This window comes from Streptomyces sp. NBC_00490 (assembly GCF_036013645.1).
In the GTDB taxonomy this organism is placed as follows: domain Bacteria; phylum Actinomycetota; class Actinomycetes; order Streptomycetales; family Streptomycetaceae; genus Streptomyces; species Streptomyces canus_F.
In genome coordinates this window covers 8,128,839-8,147,827 of record NZ_CP107869.1, presented here as the reverse complement: position 1 = coordinate 8,147,827, position 18,989 = coordinate 8,128,839, and the positions used below count along the sequence as shown (strand labels likewise).

Sequence of the window (18,989 nt, the reverse complement as noted above, 5' to 3'; positions counted from 1 at the left end):
GGGAATGTGGGGCCCCGTACTGGCGATCAGCCGTTTGCCGGGACGTGCTGAAGTCCGGTCAGTCCAGGCACATACGGACGTCGCGGTACACGTACGTGCCGGAGACCCAGCCCTTCACGCCGGTCGTCTTGTCCGTGATGTAGACCCAGTTGCCGCTCTTCTTGGAGACGGTGAACTTGTGGCTCTTGTAGAGCACGCCGAGCGCCGTGGACTTCGAGCTGGCCTTGGACCGGATGGTCACGGCCTTGGCGTGCACTGCGTACGGCAGCGGCGGGAGGGACGAGCAGGTGCTCGCGGGGAGAGCGGAGGCGGAGGCGGTGGTCGGTGCCGCGTTGGCGGTGGTGGCGGACAGCACCGGCAGAGCGAGTGCGCCGAGCATCGCGGCGGATATGGCAATTCGGGTGGAGCGCATGCGGAAGAAGCCTCCGTGAAGGCGTGGGGAATGTGTGGAAGGGCGCCGCGGAGTTGTCCCGGCGGCTGTATAAGAGTCCGGAGAATCGCCGGTTTGGCTAACCGGCGATCGTCGGCTATGTTGCGCCGCCCGCGTCGGGCTGAGCGCTCAGCGCGAACGGCCGGGCGGGCGCAGGGCAGGGGCCTTCGCCACACCGGCCAGGCGGCTGGCGGCGGCTGCCGGGCGGACCGGCGGGAGAGGGCCGGCCTCGCCGGTGAGCCGGTCGTCGCACCACTGCAGGGCCTCGCCCACCGTGTCGAAGCCGCCCTCGCGCAGGGTGTGCGTCCAGGTGTCGGTGTCGACCTCTTCGACCACAACGCGGAAAGGCGACGGGGCGCGTTCGTCCAAGGCACGCAGTGCCACGACGACGACCATGTCGTCCGGGTCGTCACTGGTGTAGGAGTAGCCCATGGCGTAGTGGTCGCCGTCGCCGGCGAGGCGTCGCTCCAGTGCTCGCGTGGCCTCGTCAGCCGGCGGCGGGCCCAGCTCGGGGTCGAGGCCGATGGCATCGTGCGGGCAGCCGCGGTGGATGAGCCAGGACTGCGCCATCGCGGGCAGCGGCAGCGGGGCCTTCTCGAAGCTGAACGTCCGCTTCTCGTGGTCCCGTTGCAGATGCACGGCGAGCACCTGGGGCATGCCGGGGTGTCCCCAGGTCGCGGTGCGGTCGAACAGGACGTAGTAGCTGTGCGGACCGTCGTGATGTTCGGCGAGGGGGACGAGCATGTCCTCGTGGACGCCGACCTTGCGGTAGAAGTCGAGGTACCTCTCCTCGCCGGCGTCGAGGTCGTCCAGATCGAAGTCGACTTGGGGGATGGACTTCCGGACCGGCGCCGGTTCGGTGGGAGACAACAAGGGGCCTTTCGGTGGAGTTCAGCGCCGCCGCGCCGGAGTGGACGGCGATGTGCCGGGGCGAGCTGGGACCTTCGGCGTCTGCGTCGTGGGGGCCCGGCGGGCGGCGGACAGCGCGGCTCTTCCGGCGTCGGTGAGCGCGACCGGCTGGCCGGCGTGTACGGGGTGGCCGGTGTCCCGGGCGACCAGGCCGGCGTCCTCCAGCCGCCGTAGCTTGGTGTGGGGGACGCGGGTGCCGGAGGCGGCTGTGACGGACATCCGGCCGGTCAGCAGGTGTTCGTAGAGCTTGGCGCCGCCGGCGATGGCGAGCAGCGCCGCCTGGTCGTCCGTCGAGAGCTGCTGCGCGACGGACGCTGTTGCGGCTTCGATGGGCTCCAGGGCGGCGAGCACATCCCGGGCAGCGGCGTCCCGCGCGTCGGCAGCCTCTTCCAACTGGTCCACGGTGCGGTCGATACGCGTGAACAGAGCGCCGTCGACGTCGAACTCGCCGCTGGACAGGCGGTTGAGGAGGCGCAGATGGAAGATGACGCCAGTCTGGGTCTTGGCCAGCTTCCGGTGCCGGTCCACCAGTTGGGCGTGCTGCTCGTCGAGGACGCCGCGGTCGCGGTAGGCCCACAGGGTGTCGATGTCGTGCCCGGTGGCGGCTTCGAGGCGATGGTCGAGCGGGGAGACCGCACGCCGGGAGGATGTCGGCGCGGGTTCAGGGGGCATAGGCGACGCTCCGTGCGTTCAGCGGGTGGGATGGTGCGCGGGGTTCGGTGCGGGACGGGGCAGACCCGGTGGCGCAGTGGGCGGCGGACCGGGCCGGGGCACGGGCGCACGGGCGGCCAGTTGCGGGGAACGGGAGCGTGCCGCGTGGGTGCGGGCGCTCAGCGGCCGGCGAGTCATGCCCAAACGGCGGCCGACCTCGTCGTAGACATCGTTGCCCGCGCGCGGCCGGATCGCGACGACGTGGATCTCCTTGTGGTGGGCGGACTCCGCGGGCGCCGGGCGGACGGCGTAGACGACGCGCCAGTCCTTGCGGGAGTCCACGAACAGCTTTCGACAGCCCTCCAGGTCACCGTCGAGGCGCAGCCCGAAGCGCTGCGCGTTCACGACTTCCTGCAGGTAGGCAAGGGTGAGGTCGCGTATGTCGCTGGGAGCCTGAAGGAGATCGGTCAGCGCGCGCGGATCGAAGCTCAGTCCGAAGGCGGGCTGTCCCTGTCCCGCGGTCATGACGCCGGCTCGTCCTGGTCAGCGGCTTGCGCCGTGGCCGCCGTCTCCGTCCGTACGGACGGCGGCGGACCGGGCAGGAGACGGTGTGCGGGCCGGTCGGGAGAGGTCATGCAGGCCGACAGCGGGCCGCCCGGTGCCCGGATCGCCGCGACGGCGTGGGTGAGGAAATCCCGGTGCCACACGAACAGACCGGAGAGCCCGGATTCGGGGTCCTTGTGCTGCTGGTAGGCGAGCCACAAGGCATGGAGCCAGGCCACGACATCGTCGTGCTCCTGCCACTGCAGGCACCAGGGCGCCGCGGTGGTAACCTCCGCCCCGTAGACCGGGAGGAAGAAGTCGTCGACCCAGTCGGACAGGGCGTCGAGTTCGTCCTCGCGTTCCTCGCCGTCCAGTTCCAGGATCGGGCGGGGCTCCGGTGGAGCGGCGGCCGGCGGGCCACCGAGTCCCGGCATGCCGAACGCGGCGAACGGTGATCCACTCGGCGACGGGGCGGACGCGAGGTGGTCGAGCTGCTGAGCCTGTTGCGCCGACTGCTCCATGAGCCGCCGCACGCTCGCCTCGATTCCCTCCAGCTGTGGATCCGGAATACGAATCGGCTCCAACTCTCCATCGTCGGCAGGTTTTGCGGATTCGGGCATTGAGAAGTTCGGCCTCCTACGAGACGCGGAATGAGGGAAGTGCGGGGGCGCCCTCGCGCGGCGCCGCCGGCGGATTGCACGTTCCTCCGGGCGGTATTTCGCCTACGGCTGCGCGTGGGAGCTGGTCGCCTTGGCGACGGGCAAGGACGCGGCTCAGGCGGTGAGAACCACGTCGTCCTGCGTGAGGGTTGCGCGGATCGTCTCGGTGAGCCGGTCGGCCGCGATCGACGCGTAGTGCTCGGTCTTCTCCACCCCGATGAAGTCCCGGCCTTCCAGCAGGGCGGCCACGCCCGTGGAGCCGGAGCCGGCGCAGAAGTCGAGGACCGTGCCGCCCTCGGGGCTGATCTTGACCAGCTCGCGCATCACCTCGACCGGCTTCTGCGTGATGTGCTGGCGCTTCGCGCCAGAGGGCTGCGAAGCCGAGTACATGCCAGGCAGATAGACGGGGTTGCGGGAGCCGTCGATCGGCCCCTTGCTGGCCCAGACGATGAACTCGCAGTTCTGGGTGAACCGGCCCTTCTGGGGCCTGGCCTGCGGCTTGTGCCAGGCCAGGACACCGCGCCACAGCCATCCGGCCGCCTGGATCGCGTCCGTCGTCGTCGGGAGCTGGCGCCAGTCGGTGAACAGCAGGGCCGTCCCGCCGGTCTTGGTAAGGCGGTGGGCTTCGGTCATGATCTGCGTCAGCCAGAACGAGTAGGACCGCTGATCCATGTTCTCGCCGGTGAAGTCGGCGAGGTCGTTCTTGGCGTCGGCGGAGGTGTACTTCTGCTTCGCGGAGCGCGTGGTGCGCTCCTTCGCGGTCCGGCCTCCGCTGTTGTACGGCGGGTCGGTGATGACGGAGTCGACGCAGCCGTCCGGAAGGCCGGAGAGAACGGCCAGAGCGTCGCCCTGGTGAAGGGAAAAAGGCAAAGAGGAACCCCGATTCGGGTTGCGGAAACGCGGAGGGAAATAGCCGCCTCGCGCAGGAGTCCTCGCGGGCCGGAAGTGGGCATGCAGAAGCCCAGGGCCGCAGACCGAGGAGGGCGAGGGGAGTCCAAAAACTGTAGAGGCGAAACCGCCGACGCCCAAGAAGTGCCCTGCCGAGGTACCGGTTTCCGGCACCTCACGCCGACTTTTTGGTCAACCGCCGATCCGCGCCTACTGTTTTTGAACCGCCCGGCGCACACCGCCGCTGGCCACTCCCCTGCCACGCCTCACGGAGGTACCCCTTGCCCCGGCACACCTAGCTCACGGCCCGGCCACGCGGAGCGAGCGGCAACTCGCCCCGCACCGGCCCGTCCCGATCGCCCACCCCGGCTGCTGCGCCCTTCCGAGACGCCTCGCGCACGCGGTATGCCGGACACCGCACCCCCAAGGACACGTTCATGACGTCTCGCTACCCACCCATGCCCGAAACCGCTGACCGGCGAGCGGTCCGCTCGGATTGAAAGGGCTCGCCGCCGGCATCGGCGTCGTCTTCCTCTCCCCGATCCTGATCGCCGGCACCGGCATGATGCTGGCCTCCTCGGCCGACGCCGTGCAGAGCAGCGGCTCCTTCAGCAGCTGCCTGAGCGACATCGACAGCGACAAGGTCGCCGAACAGGTCACCAAGATCCTCGACGGCGCCTCCGGCAAGGACGTGCACGTCGAGGGCCTGGACCTGCCCGCCGAGCAGGTCCCCAACGCCCAGACAGTCGTGGCCGCCGGCCTCTCCCTCGACGTCCCCAAGAAGGGACAGATCATCGCGCTCGCCACGGCGATGCAGGAGAGCCGACTGCGCAACCTCGCCTACGGCGACCGCGACTCCCTCGGCCTCTTCCAGCAGCGCCCTTCCCAGAGCTGGGGCAGCGCCGAGCAGATCCGCGACCCCACCTACGCGAGCGAGCAGTTCTACAAGCACTTGCTCAAAGTGAGCGGGTGGCAGCAGATGACCGTCACCCAGGCCGCCCAAGCCGTGCAGAAGTCCGGCCTGCCAGACGCCTACGCGCAGTGGGAAAAGCTCGCCACCGCGCTGCAGGGCACAATCGCCAAGAGCTTCCCCGGCGGCGGTGACGCGGACGGCAAGGACACGGACCAGGACAAGCAGTCGGCCATGACCGGCTGCGCGCCGGGCCAGGACGGTTCCGGGTTCGGCCGCATCCCCGGGGGGAGCGTCCCGAAGGGTTACTCGATCCCCAAGGACGCCGATCCGAAGGCGCGCAAGGCCATCACCTGGGCGATGCAGCAGCTCGGGACGCTCTACCAGTGGGGCGGCTCCTGCACGAACTCGCATGGTCCTGACCCCATGGGCCGCTGCGACTGCAGCTCGCTGATGCAGCAGGCGTACGCCCACGCCGGAATCACGCTCACCCGCACGACGTACACGCAGGTCAACGAAGGCAAGGCGATCTCGCCCGCTCATCTCAAGCCCGGTGACCTGATCTTCAGCCGCGGTACCGCCGCCCGGCCCGAGCACGTCGGCATGTACATGGGCGAGGGCCTCGTGATCGAGGCGCCGCGCACCACCAAGCCGGTCCGGATCACCCCGATCAAGGACTGGACGATTCTCGCCGCCCGCCGCGTCCTCTGACGCCGCCCCCGCCCGGCATCGCCCCGGGCGCCCTGGCCCCACGGCCACTTCCGCGCCCTTCGCGCGCCCCCTCCGCTTTCGCCTTCCCCGCCGGCCCTCACTGGGCCCGCGTATGCAAGGAGCCCCACCACCCCTATGTCCGTCCCCCTCGCAGACCGCGTCATCCAGCTCGCCTACGACCCAGGAATTTCGCCCAAGGGCGGTGGTCTGCCCGGCCTGAGCGTGCTGAAGAACGTCGTCAACTCGATCAACATGTTCGGCATCATCGCCGTCGTTGGCGCCCTCGCCGTCTCGCTCGGCGTCTGGGCCTGGGGCCACCACACCGGTGGCCACCAGGCCGAGGCCAACGGGAAGAAGGGCGCCGTGGTCGCCGCCGGCGCCGCCCTCGGTCTGGGCGCCGCGAACGGCATCGTGGCCTTCTTCTCCGGCCTGGGCTCGCAGGTCCACTGATGCGGAAACGATCCCCGTCCCTCTCACTGTCCTCGTACGGCTCGGGGTGGTCGGCCAACCGGCGCATCGCGATCGTCGCCGCCGCCGTCGCCGTCCTGCTCGCCATCGCCGGGGTCGTCGCCCTGCTGACCGGAGGTGGGAATAGCCACCAGGCTCCGGGCGCCGTGGCGCCTGCCCCAACCGGCAGCCCGTCCTCCTCCGAGGCCGCCCCGAAGCCTTCCTCCGGATCCGGGTCGGTGCCCAAGCCGCCGCAGATCTCCGAGCCGGTCGCCTACGCCAAGGCAGCAGCCCAGATGCTGTGGTCCTACGACACCCGTGACACCAGCCGCGACCAGCAGCTCGCCGGCATGCGCGCCTGGATGACCGCCGAGACCAAGTACGCCGACTGGGCCTCGGTCTCCGGCCAGGTTCCTGACCCGGTGCTGTGGTCACGGATGGCCGACCAGGACCAGCACGCCACCGCCCACGTCACCGAGGGCCACTACCCCGGCGCGTTCAAGCAAGCCCTAGCCGAGGACCCGTCCGCAATCACCGAGGCGCACATCTACGTCGTCACCGTCAACGGCAAGCAGACGCTCAGTTGGAAGAAGGGCGGCGGAGGGGCCGAGGAACGGGCCGTGACCCTCGCCGTCCAGTGCCGCCCGAACCACGACTGCACCCTGGCCGCCATCGCTCCGAGCGTCACGCAGTGACCCGCGCTTGAGACACGAAAGGAGGAGTAACTCCCCGTGGGCTTCTGTGATTACCCCCTGGCCGACAAGTTGTGCACGGTCGGCGACGCGGTGGATTTCGCCTCGGACCCCGGCAAGGCCATCGGTGACTGGATGGCGAAGTCCGCCGGTGAACTGGCCGCCGCCGCAGCCGACCTGGCCGCCGAGGCGGTCGACACCACCACGAAGGTGGATCTGAACGCCGGATGGTTCCGTGACAACTACGAGATGCTGCTGCCACTGGGCCTGGTCCTGCTGGTCGCCACGTTCTGCGCACAGCTGGTCCGGGCCGCCATCCGGCGCGACGGGCAAGCGCTGACACAAGCGTTCACCGGCACCATGAGCGGCGTCCTGTTCGCCTTCTGCGCCATCGCCCTGACCACGGTGGCCGTCGAAGTCGTCGACGCCGTCAGCGACGGCCTGTTCAAGACCGCGCACCTGAACATCGAGTCAGCCGTGCGCCGTATCGTGAAGGTCAACCAGATCGGATCGCTGTCCGGACTCGGCTGGCTCGTCCCGGTCGTCGTCGGGCTCGGCGCCGCCATCGGCGCCTTCCTCTACTGGTGCGTGATGATGGTCCGCAAGGTCGGCATCCTCGTCATGGTCACCCTCGCCGTCTTCGCGTCCGCCGGCGGCGGCTGGGAAGTCGCCCGGCGCTGGCGCAAGGGCTGGATCGAAGCCACCGCCACCCTCGTGGTCTCGAAGCTGCTGATGACCGTGATCTTCGTGCTCGGCATCGCTGCCATGGGCAAGACCGAGGCCGAGGACGGCATCGCCGCCCTCGCCGACGTCATGTCCGGCATCGTCATCATGATCCTGGTGCTGCTGTGCCCGTACGCGGTCTTCAAGTTCGTGCACTGGGCGGCCGACGGGACCGACGGGGAGTCCATCCACCGTGCCGGCGGCGCCGGTGCGCAGATCGCGAAGGCTCACGCCGAGAAGGCCGCCCGCAAGGCCGCCGCTGCTGCGGCCACCGCCGGAACCGGTGGCGCTGCCGCCGGCGCGGGTGCCGCACCGCAGGGCCCCGACGGCGGCGGGTTCCCCGGCGACATCGCTGCCAACCCGACCGGCGGAGGCGGCGAGGGCAAGGAGGGATCGCAGAGCGGCGGAACGGGTTCCTCGCCCGGCGGCGACGCGGTCAAGTCCGGCTTGGAGAAGGCCGTCCAGCCCGCGCCGACGAGCGTGTCCGACGACACCAGCGGCCAGGTGGGCGGCAGCCCGGGGCCTGGCGGATCCGGCGCGAGTAGCGCGTCTGGGCAGAGCGGCGGATGGCAGTCCACCCCGCCGACCACAACCCCGCCGCCGCAGGGGGCACCGCCGTCCTCCGGCACGCAGAACGCCCCGTCCAGCGAGGCGAGCGGCCCCCCGCCGCCTCCGACCGGCCTCTGATTCCCTGACCGACTCCCGGGGGCGGGACGTGCACGTGCCCTCCCGCCCCCGGGTTCCACCCGCGCCTCCAGGACCCGCCCCTTGACTGATCTTTCCGTCGCCCCGGTCACGGTGAAGTTCCCGCACCGCAGCCGCCGCGGCATCCTCCTCGGCCTCTCCCTGCCTCAACTCGTCCTCGTCTCCTGCATGCTGGCCCTGCTGCTGATGACGGTGATCTCCACCGGGCTTCTCGGCGCCGTCGCCCTGGCACCGCTGTGGGCGGCATCCGGGGCACTCGTCGCGATCCGCCGGCACGGCCGCTCCCTGATCGACTGGGCGCCGATCGTCACCCGGTATGCGCACCGTCGCCGCACCGGCCAGACCCTCTGGCTTGCCCGGCCCGTCACCCGGCCCCGGCAGGACGGCGTCCTCCATCTGCCCGGCACCGTCGCCTCCCTGAAGGTGGTCACCCCCGGCGACTCCGCCAACGGCGCCGCAGCCGTCCACGACCCGCATCAACAGACGCTGACCGCCATCGCCCGCGTCACCAGCCGCGCCTTCGCTCTCCTCGACCCCGCCACCCAGAACCACAACGTGAGCAGCTGGGGACGCGCGCTCGCGGGCATCGCCCGCACCGGGCACATCGCCACCGTGCAGGTGCTGGAACGCACCGTCCCCGACTCGGGCGACACCCTCACCCGCCACTGGACCCACAACGGGCAGCCCCAGACCCCCGTCGCCGGACAGATCTACTCGGAGCTGGTCTCCTCTGCCGGCCCTGCCGCCGCCCCGCACGAGACCTACCTCGCCATCTCCCTCGACCTCAAGGCCGCCCGGCGCCTGATCAGCCAGGCCGGCGGAGGGCTGCCCGGGGCGTTCACCGTCATGGAGCAGACCACCGCGTCCATCGCGCAGGCCGCCCGCAACGCAGGTCTCCAGGTCACCGGCTGGCTGAGCGCGCGGGAGATCGCCGCCGTCATTCGCACCGCCTACGACCCGAAGGCCCTCGCCGCGCTCCAGCAGTGGTCCGAGACCGGCCGCGCCGAGGCCGACCCCGCAGCTGCCGGGCCCGTCGTCCAGTTCGAGGAGTACGACCGCCTCGCCACCGACAGCGCGCGGCACGCGACGTACTGGGTGGAGAACTGGCCGAGGACCGAGATGGGGGCCGGGTTCCTGCACGGGCTGATGTTCACGGCCGGCGTGCGCCGCAGCCTCTCCCTTATCTACGTGCCGCAGGGGCTCGAGTCCGCACTGCGGGACGTCCAGCGCAAGAAGGCCGCGATCATCGCCGACGCCAACGAGCGCGCCCGCCGCGGACAGGTCGATTCCGAAGAGGACTCCGTCGAGTACGCCGACGTCAAAACCCGCGAACGCCAGCTCATCGCCGGGCACGCGGACGTCGCACTGACCGGCCTGGTCACCGTCACCGCCGAGACCGACGCCCTCCTGGACGCCGCCTGCGCACAGATCGAGACCCACGCCGTCACCTCCGGCGTCGACCTTCGTCGGCTCAACTACCAGCAGCCCGACGCCTTCGCCCTCACCGCGCTGCCGCTCGCCCGCACCGCCCTGTGAACCAGCCGCGCCCGTGCGCACCCCTGACCCGGATCACCCGCGACGGGACGCCCCTCACTGCCCTGCCTACCGGCAGGAAGGACCACCACCTTTGACCTCTCCTACGCGCCCCGACGACGCGCACCCCTACCTCCGCGCCGCGAGCGCCGCCATCCGCTACCACGCACGGGCCTTGGCGCCGTCGGACGCGGACCCGCCCAAGCCCGGAGATCGTCTGCACCTTGACGTGCTGCACGCCCACCTCACCGCTCTGCTCCAGCTTCTGGACCGGCTCGCCGACCACACCCGACCCCCGCACCCAGTCGCCGGACGTCACCTGGCCACCGCCCACACCAGGCTCTGGCAGGCCACCAGCGAAGTCCACGCCGCCTTCCACCTGCTGCCCGGCACACCCCAGGCGGACGCCGAGACAAGCGCCTGCCATCCAGAGCGGCTCCCCGAGGGCCCGCCCGTGCTGACGATCTGCCAACGCCACCTCGCCGCCGGACACGTAGTCCGCCGCAAAACCACCCCCACCGACCTCCGCCCGCACACCACGGCCTGCGTGCGATGAGCACCACCCGCAGAATCGAGGGCCCCCGATGAGCCACCGGCCCGCCCGTCGCGCCCGCCGCGCGTCCGCCAGCCCGCTGTTCACCCCCCACGGCACCGACCGCGCCAGCCGCAAGGCCGCCCGCCGCCAGCTCGCCGAGGCCACCGCCAAAGCCCGCGCCGAAGCAGGCGCCCACCAGAGCGACAGCCCGACCGCCGAGCACCAGATGCCCGCCGCGCTCTACCCAGCGGGCGGACGCCCCGGGCCCGCCTCCGCGCGCGGGAACCAGCTGCGGCTGCCCGCCCACCGCATGACCACCGCGGTCGCGGCCGGCGCCTATCCCTTCCTCGCCGAAGGCGGCCTGGGCGCCGAGGGCATCTACATCGGCCGCGACGTCCACGCAGAAGCGTCGTTCGTCTTCGACCCGTTCGCTCTGTACGGCAAGGTCGAGGGATTCACCAACCCGAACCTGCTGCTCGCCGGCGTGATCGGCCAGGGCAAGAGCGCCCTCGCGAAGTCCTTCGCGCTACGGTCAGTCGCCTTCGGATACCGCGTCTACGTACCGAGCGACCCGAAAGGCGAGTGGACGCCGGTCGCCGAGGCCCTCGGCGGCCGGTCCGTCGCCCTCGGTCCCGGACTGCCGGGGCGCCTGAACCCCCTTGACGCGGCGCCGCGCCCGGAGAGCGTGTCCGAGGCCGACTGGGTCGGCGAGATCCGCAAGCGGCGCCTGCTCCTGCTCGGCTCCCTTGCCCGCACCGTCCTGGGCCGGGACCTGATGCCCATGGAGCACACCGCGCTGGACGTCGCCCTCGACGCCGTCGTCACCCGCGCCGCCGACACGCACCGCACCCCGCTCCTCGGCGACGTCGCCACCACTCTCAACAACCCCCACGCGCTCGACGAGGCTGCCGGGATGATGTCGGGCCAACTCGGCGACGCCGCCCGCGACCTGGCCCACGCCATGCGGCGTCTGGTCCACGGTGACCTGGCCGGCATGTTCGACGCCCCCTCCACCGTCGCCTTCGACCCGAGCGCGCCGATGCTCACCATCGACCTGTCCCGCCTCGGCGGTTCCGGGGACGACACCGCCCTCGTCCTCGCCATGACCTGCGCGAGCGCCTGGATGGAATCCGCCCTCTCCGACCCGAACGGCGGCCGGCGCTGGATCGTGTACGACGAGGCATGGCGCCTGATGCAGCACGTCGGCCTACTCCAGCGGATGCAGGCCCAGTGGAAGCTCAGCCGCGGCCTCGGCATCGCCAACCTCATGGTGATCCACCGGCTGTCCGACCTGCTCACCGCCGGCGACGCCGGATCACAAGGCCGGGCCCTGGCCGAGGGACTCCTCGCCGACTGCAGCACCCGGATCATCTACCGCCAGGAGACCGACCAGCTCCACGCCGCGGCATCCCTGCTCGGCCTGACCTCCGTCGAGATGGACGCTATCGCGCACCTCAACCGAGGGCGTGGCCTGTGGAAAGTCGCAGGTCGGAGCTTCATTGTTCAGCACCTCCTGCACAGCCACGAACTGGCGCTCTTCGACACCGACGCCCGTATGCACTGAGGACCAAGAGGCCCGTGAGGCCCGACTTCCAACGCGACTTGATACCGAGCGCCGAGGTGCTCCAGCTTATCGGCGCGCTCAATGCGATGAAGGACGAACTGCTCAACGCTGCCCAGCAGTGGGAGCTGCTGGACGAGAACGGACACGTACCGGCCACGCCTTCCTACACCGCGCTGCTCCAGCACGCCACCGACGCACAGAACCTCTCCCGCGATGCCCTCCGGCTCACTGCTGACTTCGCCCGGAGCCCACACCACACCACCCGCGCCGGCAGCACCGTTCTGAAGCATCTCGGCACGGCGGCGACCATGTCGAGCCACGCAGCCCCGCACTTCACCGAGTCTGCGGAGTGTGCCCTGGCCCTGCCCCGGTCTGCCAACCCGATCGACCGGCACTACCTCGCGAATCGCATGATCATCGACCATGCCTCAGCCCGCGCCTTCCTGCGGCGTACCTCGGAATCCCTTCGTGACGCGGCCAAGGAACTCGACGACCACCTCGGCTTCCAACGCTTCCTCGCGACGCTCAACCGTCAGGAAGGCCCGCCGGCGCCTCCGCCACCCAGGCCGGGCGGTCGCCACCGCTGACCGCGCCTGCCCCGAAGCCCGATCCACGCACATCCCAAGGAATGCTCTGAACCGCCCCGCTCATTTCAGCGACGCCGACTGGGCCGAATACCAGCAGTACCAGGCCGAGCACGACGACCTCATGGCGCAAGTCGCCGATCGTGAAGCCCAGCTGGAACACGATCTGATCGCCGCCTACGACGAGTACGAACTCGACTCCAGTCCGGTTCCGAAGCCAGAAGCCGACCTCGCTCGCCGAACGCCTCCGTCACACCGACCGGCGTCTCGCAGGAGAATCCGTGGCCGCTGACGAGGCGAACGCTACGGACGCCCGCGCGGCTCCGATCGCGCCACTTCCCGACCACCGCGACGTGAACATGCCGTGGTGGCAGGAGCTGTGGCGTCGCCACGCGCACATCACCACGCCGCTGCGAGCGCGGGGACTGCCATGCGACATCGAGTTCGGCCTCAGCGCCTACATCGTGCGCGTCTCGCTCCCCGACGACAGCTACCTGATCATCAGTCCGCCGCAGGAACCGTCCTCCGACCACCCGCCCGGAGATCCCGAGGGCTGGATCGCGACCCGCGAGCACCCCGACGACCAGACGCTGTTCGAGGTCCTCTACGACTCCGCCCCCTCCGACAACCCCGGCGCTCGCCGGCGGCCCGAAGCCCGCCACGGCGGCAGCGCCCAACCCATGATCGAGGCGATCGACCTCCGCCTCGCCCAGCTCGGACTGCTACCGCACCCCGCTCTGCCCCACGAAAGCCCCCACGTGCACCCGGCCCAACCGACGCCCCCGTCCCCGTCCCGGGACATCCCCGGCAAACCAGACCGCGGCCCCGCCTACGTCTACGGCGACGCGCTGCGCGAACTGACCGACCGGCTCAACGGAGCCGAGTCGCACGCGGATGCCGCTGCCCTTTTGCATCAGATCCTGGAACCCACCGACGGCCTGCTGGCACAGCTCGGCGAGTTCTTCGAAGCAGCTGGCGAGAAAGCCAAGGAAGCCGAGGAGGACGACGGCTTCGACCTGTCCTACGACCTCGCCGACGCCGCTGCCGAGATCCGCAGCCTCGGAGAGGTCCTGCACGTGGCCGAGGACCGGATGCGGGCCCTCACCCCGCTCGCGCCCGCACCGCGGCTGCCCTCCACCCCGGCTCGTGCACCGTCCCTTCCGCCGCGAGCCCTCCCGTCAGCTCCGCCGCGGCACACGCGCTGACGCCGCACCGCCGCCTCCCTCTAGGAACACATGGCCTCGCCCCGCACCGATCTGTCCGCCTTCGCCACCGGCCTCGCTGACCGCCTGCCGGGCATCTGGACCAGCGATTATCAGCGCCACGCGCAGTACGCGGACCAGTTTCCCCGTACCGAGCAGCTCTGGGACGCCGGTCACGTCGACTATGTCGTCAGCCAGTACGTCCTCACCCACGACGCCGTGCTCCACGGGCCGGCCAACCAGCGGCTGTATGTGACCGACCGGCCCCGGTACCCGCACCAGTTCGTCGTCGCGCCGCTCGCCCCCGTCGGCACGCACATCAAGCCGCACCACTTCGAAGCAGTCACGGAACCCAACGGCATCACCGTTCCCAAGGATCCTGCCCAGGCGGCGGCTCGAGTTGTCCAGCGGGTGCTGCCCCGCTACGAGCAGGCTGTTCAGGCAGTGCTCACCAACGCAGCGAACCAGCCCGAGCCTCCGCACCGGCCCGGCCCGCCACAGGTCGACCAGATCCTCACCCTGACCCTGTACAGCGACGGAGCCCTCGGCGCACCGTACGAGAGCGTGCCGGTGGACGCCCGCATGACGCTGTACGCCCACGGCTTCCAGTACCACCCGCACCAAACGGCGTTCCTCCTTCCCGCCGCCTACGGGGACAACGGTCGCGCACTTCGCGTCCACGGCGTGGTCCAGCAGCTCACGGCCAAGGGCATCGGTGTGAACCTCCGCCACTCGGCGCCCACCACCAGCGCGGCCCTTCCCCCGTCATCGCCGAAGACAGCGCCCACGACCAGTCGTGCTCGCTGATCCCCATCCGCCCATCAGATCCTTGGAGCCCCCTATCCGCACCGCTCGCCGTACCCTGCCGCTGTTCGTCGGCGCCGCCTGCCTCGCCCTGGCCCTCACCGGCTGCGCCGGCGAAGACGGCCCCGCCCATGCCCGGCAGACGCCCCGCGCCAGCACCGCCCCGAAGCCTGTGCCCGCTCTCAGCGCCGCCCAGGCCCGCGACGTCATCACCCGCTATTCGAAGATCAACAATGAGGCCAACACCGACCGCGACCGGCGCCTGCTCGACACGGTCGAGGACGGCCCGCTGTACGCGATGTCCGTATCGGACTACACCGAGACCGAAGGGCTCCCCGCGGCAGACCGCAAGCCGTACAAGCCGTGGTCCTACGACTCCGCGGACGCCAAGCTGTACATCCCGCGCCTAGGAGCCGGACAGGACCGCTGGTTCGCCGCCGCGCTCTCGGACCAGAAGGGCAAGGCCCCCTCGCGGTTGGCCGTGTTCGCCGAACGCCCCCAGCACAAGCGCTGGGAGATGGTCTCCGTCGTCGACCTCGACAGCCCGGACCTGCCGGACATCGCCCTCGACCACGACGGACATGCAACGGCCGTCACCGCCGACGGCAACAACCTCGCTGCCGACGCCAAGCTGCTGCGCACCGCGGTCCTCGACAACTTCGCCACCGGAGGCACAAACACGGGGACGAAGGTCTTCACACCGACCAAGGCGAGCAAGCGGCAGATCGAAGTCCACGACGAGACCGGCACCCGCTTCGGGGCCCAGGGCACCACCGTCTTCGCCGGCGCCGCCAACCGCTACACGGACGCCTACGCCCTCAAGACCACCGACGGCGGCGCGCTGATTCTCTTCTCCCACACGCACACCCAGACCGACGCCGTCGCGCACTCCGGCCTGCAGATCAACCCCGGCAAGGACGACCGGGCCTGGCTCCACGACGTGCCCCGCACCTCCATCCGCTACACATTCGCGTGCAACGACGCCGCCACCGTCCCCGCGAAGGCCGAGCCCTCCCGCCTGATCGGCTACACCTGCGCGCGTACCGACGCCTCCGGCCCTCCGGTCCCGTCCTGGTCCGACCGCGCGTAGACGCACCCGCGCGCCACCGTGACGGCCGCCGAACATCCCCCGCACCCCGCTCGCTCCGGAGAATCCCCTGTCCACACGCTCCTTCATCGCCCGTCCCACCCGCGGTACGGGATACACGGGCATCCACGTCCAGCTCGACGGCGTACCCAGCCACCGCCTCCCATTGCTCCTGGCCGCCTACCAGTACAAGTTCGGACGCGACATCGAGGCCATGTCCCGGCACCTCATCGACGACGTCGCCGTCGGCTGGGACGAACTCGGCACCGATCTCCTCGACGACGCCCCGCCCGCACTCGTGACCGCGCTGACCGGCGGCGAGCACTGGCCCAGCCGAACCCTCGATCACCTGATCACCCCGGACGGCTCATCCCCGGTACGCATGTCCGTCACCGACACGACCGCCGACGAGCAGGACGTGCAGTGGGGGTACGTCCTGCACAAGGAGGGCGTCGAGGTGATCAGCCTCCTGCACGAGGACATCGGCCCGATCGTGAGCTGGTCCACCGACCCGCGCACCGCCTTCAACGACCACCCGGCGGCCTGGTCCGCCCTCGACTCCCCGCCCGCCATGCGGGCATCGCGCGGCAGGCAGCCCCAGAGCGCTCCTGCCGCAGCCCCGGCGAAGGCCGGCGCCCCGCGCCCCGCCGCCCGACGCTAGTTCCCCCTCGTCTTCCCGGAGCCTTCTCTGCCCCCGTACACCACGCCCCTGATCACCGTCGTCATCGCAAGCCGCCTGCGCGAAGACAGGCTGGACTACCTGACCGCCATGCACGCCAGCCTCACCCGGCAGTCCGTGCCGTGGGAGGCCGTGATCGCGCTCGACGGTGCTTCGCCCGACCGTCTGCCGGCCCCGCTCGCCCAGGACCCGCGTGTTCGCACGCTGGCGCTGCCCCGTCCGGTCGGCGCCGCCTGCGCCAGGAACCTGGCCCTTGCTCACGTACGCACCCCGTACACCAACTGGGCCGACGACGATGACCTGTTCCCCGACGATGCGATGGCCGTACGGCTGAACACCCTGGAGTCGACGAGAGTCGGCTGGTGCGCCGGCTGGAGCGAGGACCAGCACCTCGACGGCTCGACCACCCTGTGGCGCTGCCCCACGCCGCCCGGCCGGCATGAGGCCGGTGACGTGTGGACGTACTGGAAGTCGCCTGCGGACACCATCCCCATCGGGCCGACCACGATCCTCGCCCGCACCGACCTCGTGCGCGCCGCTCCGATGGGCGGCCTCGTCCAGGGCGAGGACTACTGCGCGGCCCTCGGTGTCACCGCTCTCGCCCCCGGCATCCTGCTGCCAGTACCCGTGTACAGGTACCGCAAGTGGGACGGGCAGATGACGGCCCAGGTCGGATACGACCGGCTGGAGGCAGCTGCCCGGGAGCACGCCTGGGCGTACGGCCGCAGCCTGCGCGCCGTCCTGCGCGGTGGCGAAAACCTGGTCCGTGGCTGAGGCGCAGATCGTCCTGTCGCACAGCCGGGAGTCCGGGATCGTCGCGATCGCCTCGGGCGAGCAGTACCGGTGGGCGCACACCGCCCTTCCGTGCCGAAGCAGGAGCGCCGAGCACACGCGTGGCCGGCCATCGAGACGTGGCTCGCCGACGGCGGAACGTCCTTTCGTCAGGCCCGCATCAGCGCGCCCCATCGTCACCCGGCCCCGCCCGTCACCGCGTCAGCCCGCCCCCTCACCGCGGCCCGGCCCGCGCACCGCGGCCCCTGACCCTTCCGCCCCACGCCCCGAGGAGAGCCCCGCCCCTTGCGACCCGGCACCCACTTCGCCTTCGGCGACCACGAGGAACACGGCTTCGTGGCCTCCTTCACCGCCGCCCTGCCCGCCCACCTCGCCCACTGGTACCTGGAGCGCGAGCAGTTCGAGCCCGTTCCCGGAGAACCCGGCCTGTACCGGCTCAGCGAGCCCGAGCGCGACGGAGTCCGCCGCACCCGCCAAGCCGTCCACGACCTGCGCCGCAACGGCTACACCGTGCAGGCCGACATCCGCCTCGACCCGTCCCTCTCGGCCGGCCCGCCGCGCCCCGTCCGGCCCAACGGACTCCAGGAGCGCCGCAGCCGTCTCGCCCAGGCCGCAGCCGGCCGGACGACGCAGCGCTCCGCACCGCCCACCACCTCCCCGCCAGCGGCCCGGCCGATCCCGCCGAAGCCCACGTACGCTCCGACCGTCCATTTGACAGCCGCGACCGGCGGGCGGTCCCGATGAAACCCGCGAGCAGCCCGGCCCCCGACGGCCACTTGCCGACAGCTCCCGAACTGGCCAACGGGGCACGCGACTTCCGCTTGCGGATGGCGGTCATCGACAGCGAGACCGAGGCCGCGCTCGACATGACACGCGACCGCTACGGCCGTACCGTCCACGCAGGCGCCGCCGCAGCCGCACGAGCCCACCGCGAAAAGGCAGCCGTGGAGGTGTACGCCACTCACCTCGCCCCGCACGCCGAGGCTCTCCTTGATGCCGCCCGCCTCGTGCTCGACGAGCTGCCACCCGCCCGGCACCTGGCCGGGTGGCGGGCCGTCCTGGACGGCCTGGCTGCCTCCGCCGGCGAGATCCGCCGCGCCCTCGACCGGCCGGCCGCCCCTGGCTCCCAGGCCGAACTCACTCAGCACGCGGCCTTGTGGCCGCACCTCACCGCTTGGGCGGACCACAGCTCTATCGCCAGCAGCCTCGCCGACCAGCACCACAAGGCTCCGCTGACCGACGAGGAGCAGCAGATATGGACCGAGAGGGCCCAGGCCGCGCAGCGGCGCGGCGAGCTGGAGCTGACCGAGTCGTGGTATGCCGCCGACGGGCAGCCGCTCACCCTCGCTTACTTGGTCGAGAACAACGACTCGACGGTGGTCGCGCTGCGCGGCGATCCGGGGGTACCGGGCTGGCAGGTGATCGGGTACTACGCCCACGAGTACGAGGCGGGCAAGGCCCTGCCCGCTCCGGTCCCGCCCGGCATCCTGCGCGCGGACGTCTCCCGGTTCAACCGCCCGGCACCGGCCCCGGAGGTGTCCCTGCAGGAACTCATCCGCGACGTCGTCGAAGGCCACACCGCCGGTGACGCATCGAACGCTCTCCTCGGAGCCGTCCAGCGCGGCTACGCCGCCGGCCCGATGGTCCGCCTGCAGGAACTCCTGGAGACGAGCAGCCAGTTCGCCAGCGCCCTGGAGACCGTGCAGGGCCGCCAGATCGCCGCCCGCCTCTCAGCGCTGGGCCCGCAGATCGAGTTCCTCACCCGCGAAGTCGAAGAGGTGGCCGAATACCTCGGCGCGAACCATTGCCGTCCTGCCCCCGCACCGCGCCCCCGTGCTGCGCGCCCGCCCGCGCCCGGCCGTGGACACCACCCCGCCCACGCCGCCACCCCGTGCCAGCACGACCGCCCGTCACCGCTAGACCCCGAGAAAGCACCCGTTG

Annotated in this window: 20 protein-coding genes and 1 pseudogene; 15 read left to right on the top strand and 6 right to left on the bottom strand. The window is 71.1% G+C overall.

All coding sequences use genetic code 11. The annotated features are described in order from the left end of the window. Positions 1–58 precede the first annotated feature (58 nt). The 6 genes from OG381_RS37055 to OG381_RS37030 all read right to left on the bottom strand — a co-directional run bounded on the left by OG381_RS37055 (position 59) and on the right by OG381_RS37030 (position 4,062). Positions 59–412, bottom strand: a complete 354-nt coding sequence (locus OG381_RS37055) for an SH3 domain-containing protein (protein ID WP_242436140.1) — start codon at positions 410–412, stop codon at positions 59–61. Between the two features lie 147 nt (positions 413–559). After that, entirely contained in the window at positions 560–1,303 is a 744-nt protein-coding gene (locus tag OG381_RS37050; protein WP_327720337.1) for a hypothetical protein, read from the bottom strand. A gap of 18 nt (positions 1,304–1,321) precedes the next feature. After that, positions 1,322–2,011 (bottom strand): hypothetical protein, encoded by a 690-nt coding sequence (locus OG381_RS37045; RefSeq protein WP_327720336.1) that lies wholly within the window; start codon positions 2,009–2,011, stop codon positions 1,322–1,324. An 18-nt stretch (positions 2,012–2,029) separates the two neighbouring features. Next, a complete protein-coding gene (locus tag OG381_RS37040) occupies positions 2,030–2,515 on the bottom strand; it encodes a hypothetical protein (RefSeq protein WP_020271124.1) in 486 nt (161 codons plus the stop codon). Further along, a complete protein-coding gene (locus OG381_RS37035) occupies positions 2,512–3,054 on the bottom strand; it encodes a DUF4913 domain-containing protein (protein ID WP_327722641.1) in 543 nt (180 codons plus the stop codon). The genes OG381_RS37040 and OG381_RS37035 overlap by 4 nt, the downstream gene beginning before the upstream one ends. Before the next feature lie 252 nt (positions 3,055–3,306). Further along, on the bottom strand, positions 3,307–4,062 hold the full coding sequence (locus OG381_RS37030; protein WP_112438327.1) for a DNA-methyltransferase: 756 nt from the start codon (positions 4,060–4,062) through the stop codon (positions 3,307–3,309). A 514-nt stretch (positions 4,063–4,576) separates the two neighbouring features. Between OG381_RS37030 and OG381_RS37025 the strand changes: the two genes are divergently transcribed. The 15 genes and pseudogenes from OG381_RS37025 to OG381_RS36955 all read left to right on the top strand — a co-directional run bounded on the left by OG381_RS37025 (position 4,577) and on the right by OG381_RS36955 (position 18,968). Then, on the top strand, positions 4,577–5,701 hold the full coding sequence (locus OG381_RS37025; protein WP_327720335.1) for a C40 family peptidase: 1,125 nt from the start codon (positions 4,577–4,579) through the stop codon (positions 5,699–5,701). Between the two features lie 135 nt (positions 5,702–5,836). Then, positions 5,837–6,151 (top strand): DUF6112 family protein, encoded by a 315-nt coding sequence (locus OG381_RS37020; protein ID WP_011031268.1) that lies wholly within the window; start codon positions 5,837–5,839, stop codon positions 6,149–6,151. Beyond that, positions 6,151–6,843 (top strand): hypothetical protein, encoded by a 693-nt coding sequence (locus OG381_RS37015; RefSeq protein WP_327720334.1) that lies wholly within the window; start codon positions 6,151–6,153, stop codon positions 6,841–6,843. Before OG381_RS37020 ends, OG381_RS37015 begins: the two co-directional genes overlap by 1 nt. 36 nt (positions 6,844–6,879) lie before the next feature. Beyond that, entirely contained in the window at positions 6,880–8,250 is a 1,371-nt protein-coding gene (locus OG381_RS37010; RefSeq protein ID WP_327720333.1) for an SCO6881 family protein, read from the top strand. A gap of 81 nt (positions 8,251–8,331) precedes the next feature. Next, entirely contained in the window at positions 8,332–9,804 is a 1,473-nt protein-coding gene (locus OG381_RS37005; RefSeq protein ID WP_327720332.1) for an SCO6880 family protein, read from the top strand. Positions 9,805–9,895: 91 nt separating this feature from the next. After that, complete coding sequence (locus OG381_RS37000; RefSeq protein ID WP_327720331.1) at positions 9,896–10,357, top strand: DUF6238 family protein; 462 nt, start codon at positions 9,896–9,898, stop codon at positions 10,355–10,357. Between the two features lie 28 nt (positions 10,358–10,385). After that, complete coding sequence (locus OG381_RS36995) at positions 10,386–11,900, top strand: VirB4 family type IV secretion system protein (RefSeq protein ID WP_327720330.1); 1,515 nt, start codon at positions 10,386–10,388, stop codon at positions 11,898–11,900. A 14-nt stretch (positions 11,901–11,914) separates the two neighbouring features. Next, on the top strand, positions 11,915–12,487 hold the full coding sequence (locus OG381_RS36990; RefSeq protein WP_327720329.1) for a hypothetical protein: 573 nt from the start codon (positions 11,915–11,917) through the stop codon (positions 12,485–12,487). A gap of 278 nt (positions 12,488–12,765) precedes the next feature. Further along, complete coding sequence (locus OG381_RS36985; protein ID WP_327720328.1) at positions 12,766–13,689, top strand: hypothetical protein; 924 nt, start codon at positions 12,766–12,768, stop codon at positions 13,687–13,689. A 30-nt stretch (positions 13,690–13,719) separates the two neighbouring features. Further along, on the top strand, positions 13,720–14,493 hold the full coding sequence (locus OG381_RS36980) for a hypothetical protein (RefSeq protein WP_327720327.1): 774 nt from the start codon (positions 13,720–13,722) through the stop codon (positions 14,491–14,493). A gap of 22 nt (positions 14,494–14,515) precedes the next feature. After that, positions 14,516–15,580 carry a hypothetical protein gene (locus OG381_RS36975; RefSeq protein WP_327720326.1) on the top strand — a complete coding sequence of 355 codons (1,065 nt, stop codon included), beginning with the start codon at positions 14,516–14,518 and terminating at the stop codon, positions 15,578–15,580. A gap of 211 nt (positions 15,581–15,791) precedes the next feature. Then, positions 15,792–16,238 (top strand): hypothetical protein, encoded by a 447-nt coding sequence (locus OG381_RS36970; protein WP_425911349.1) that lies wholly within the window; start codon positions 15,792–15,794, stop codon positions 16,236–16,238. A 48-nt stretch (positions 16,239–16,286) separates the two neighbouring features. Continuing rightward, positions 16,287–17,030 (top strand): glycosyltransferase family 2 protein, encoded by a 744-nt coding sequence (locus OG381_RS36965; protein ID WP_327722640.1) that lies wholly within the window; start codon positions 16,287–16,289, stop codon positions 17,028–17,030. 303 nt (positions 17,031–17,333) lie between these two features. After that, positions 17,334–17,792 (top strand): hypothetical protein, encoded by a 459-nt coding sequence (locus OG381_RS36960; RefSeq protein ID WP_327720324.1) that lies wholly within the window; start codon positions 17,334–17,336, stop codon positions 17,790–17,792. After that, positions 17,789–18,968, top strand: a pseudogene (locus OG381_RS36955) (hypothetical protein). Before OG381_RS36960 ends, OG381_RS36955 begins: the two are co-directional and overlap by 4 nt. Positions 18,969–18,989 lie beyond the last annotated feature (21 nt).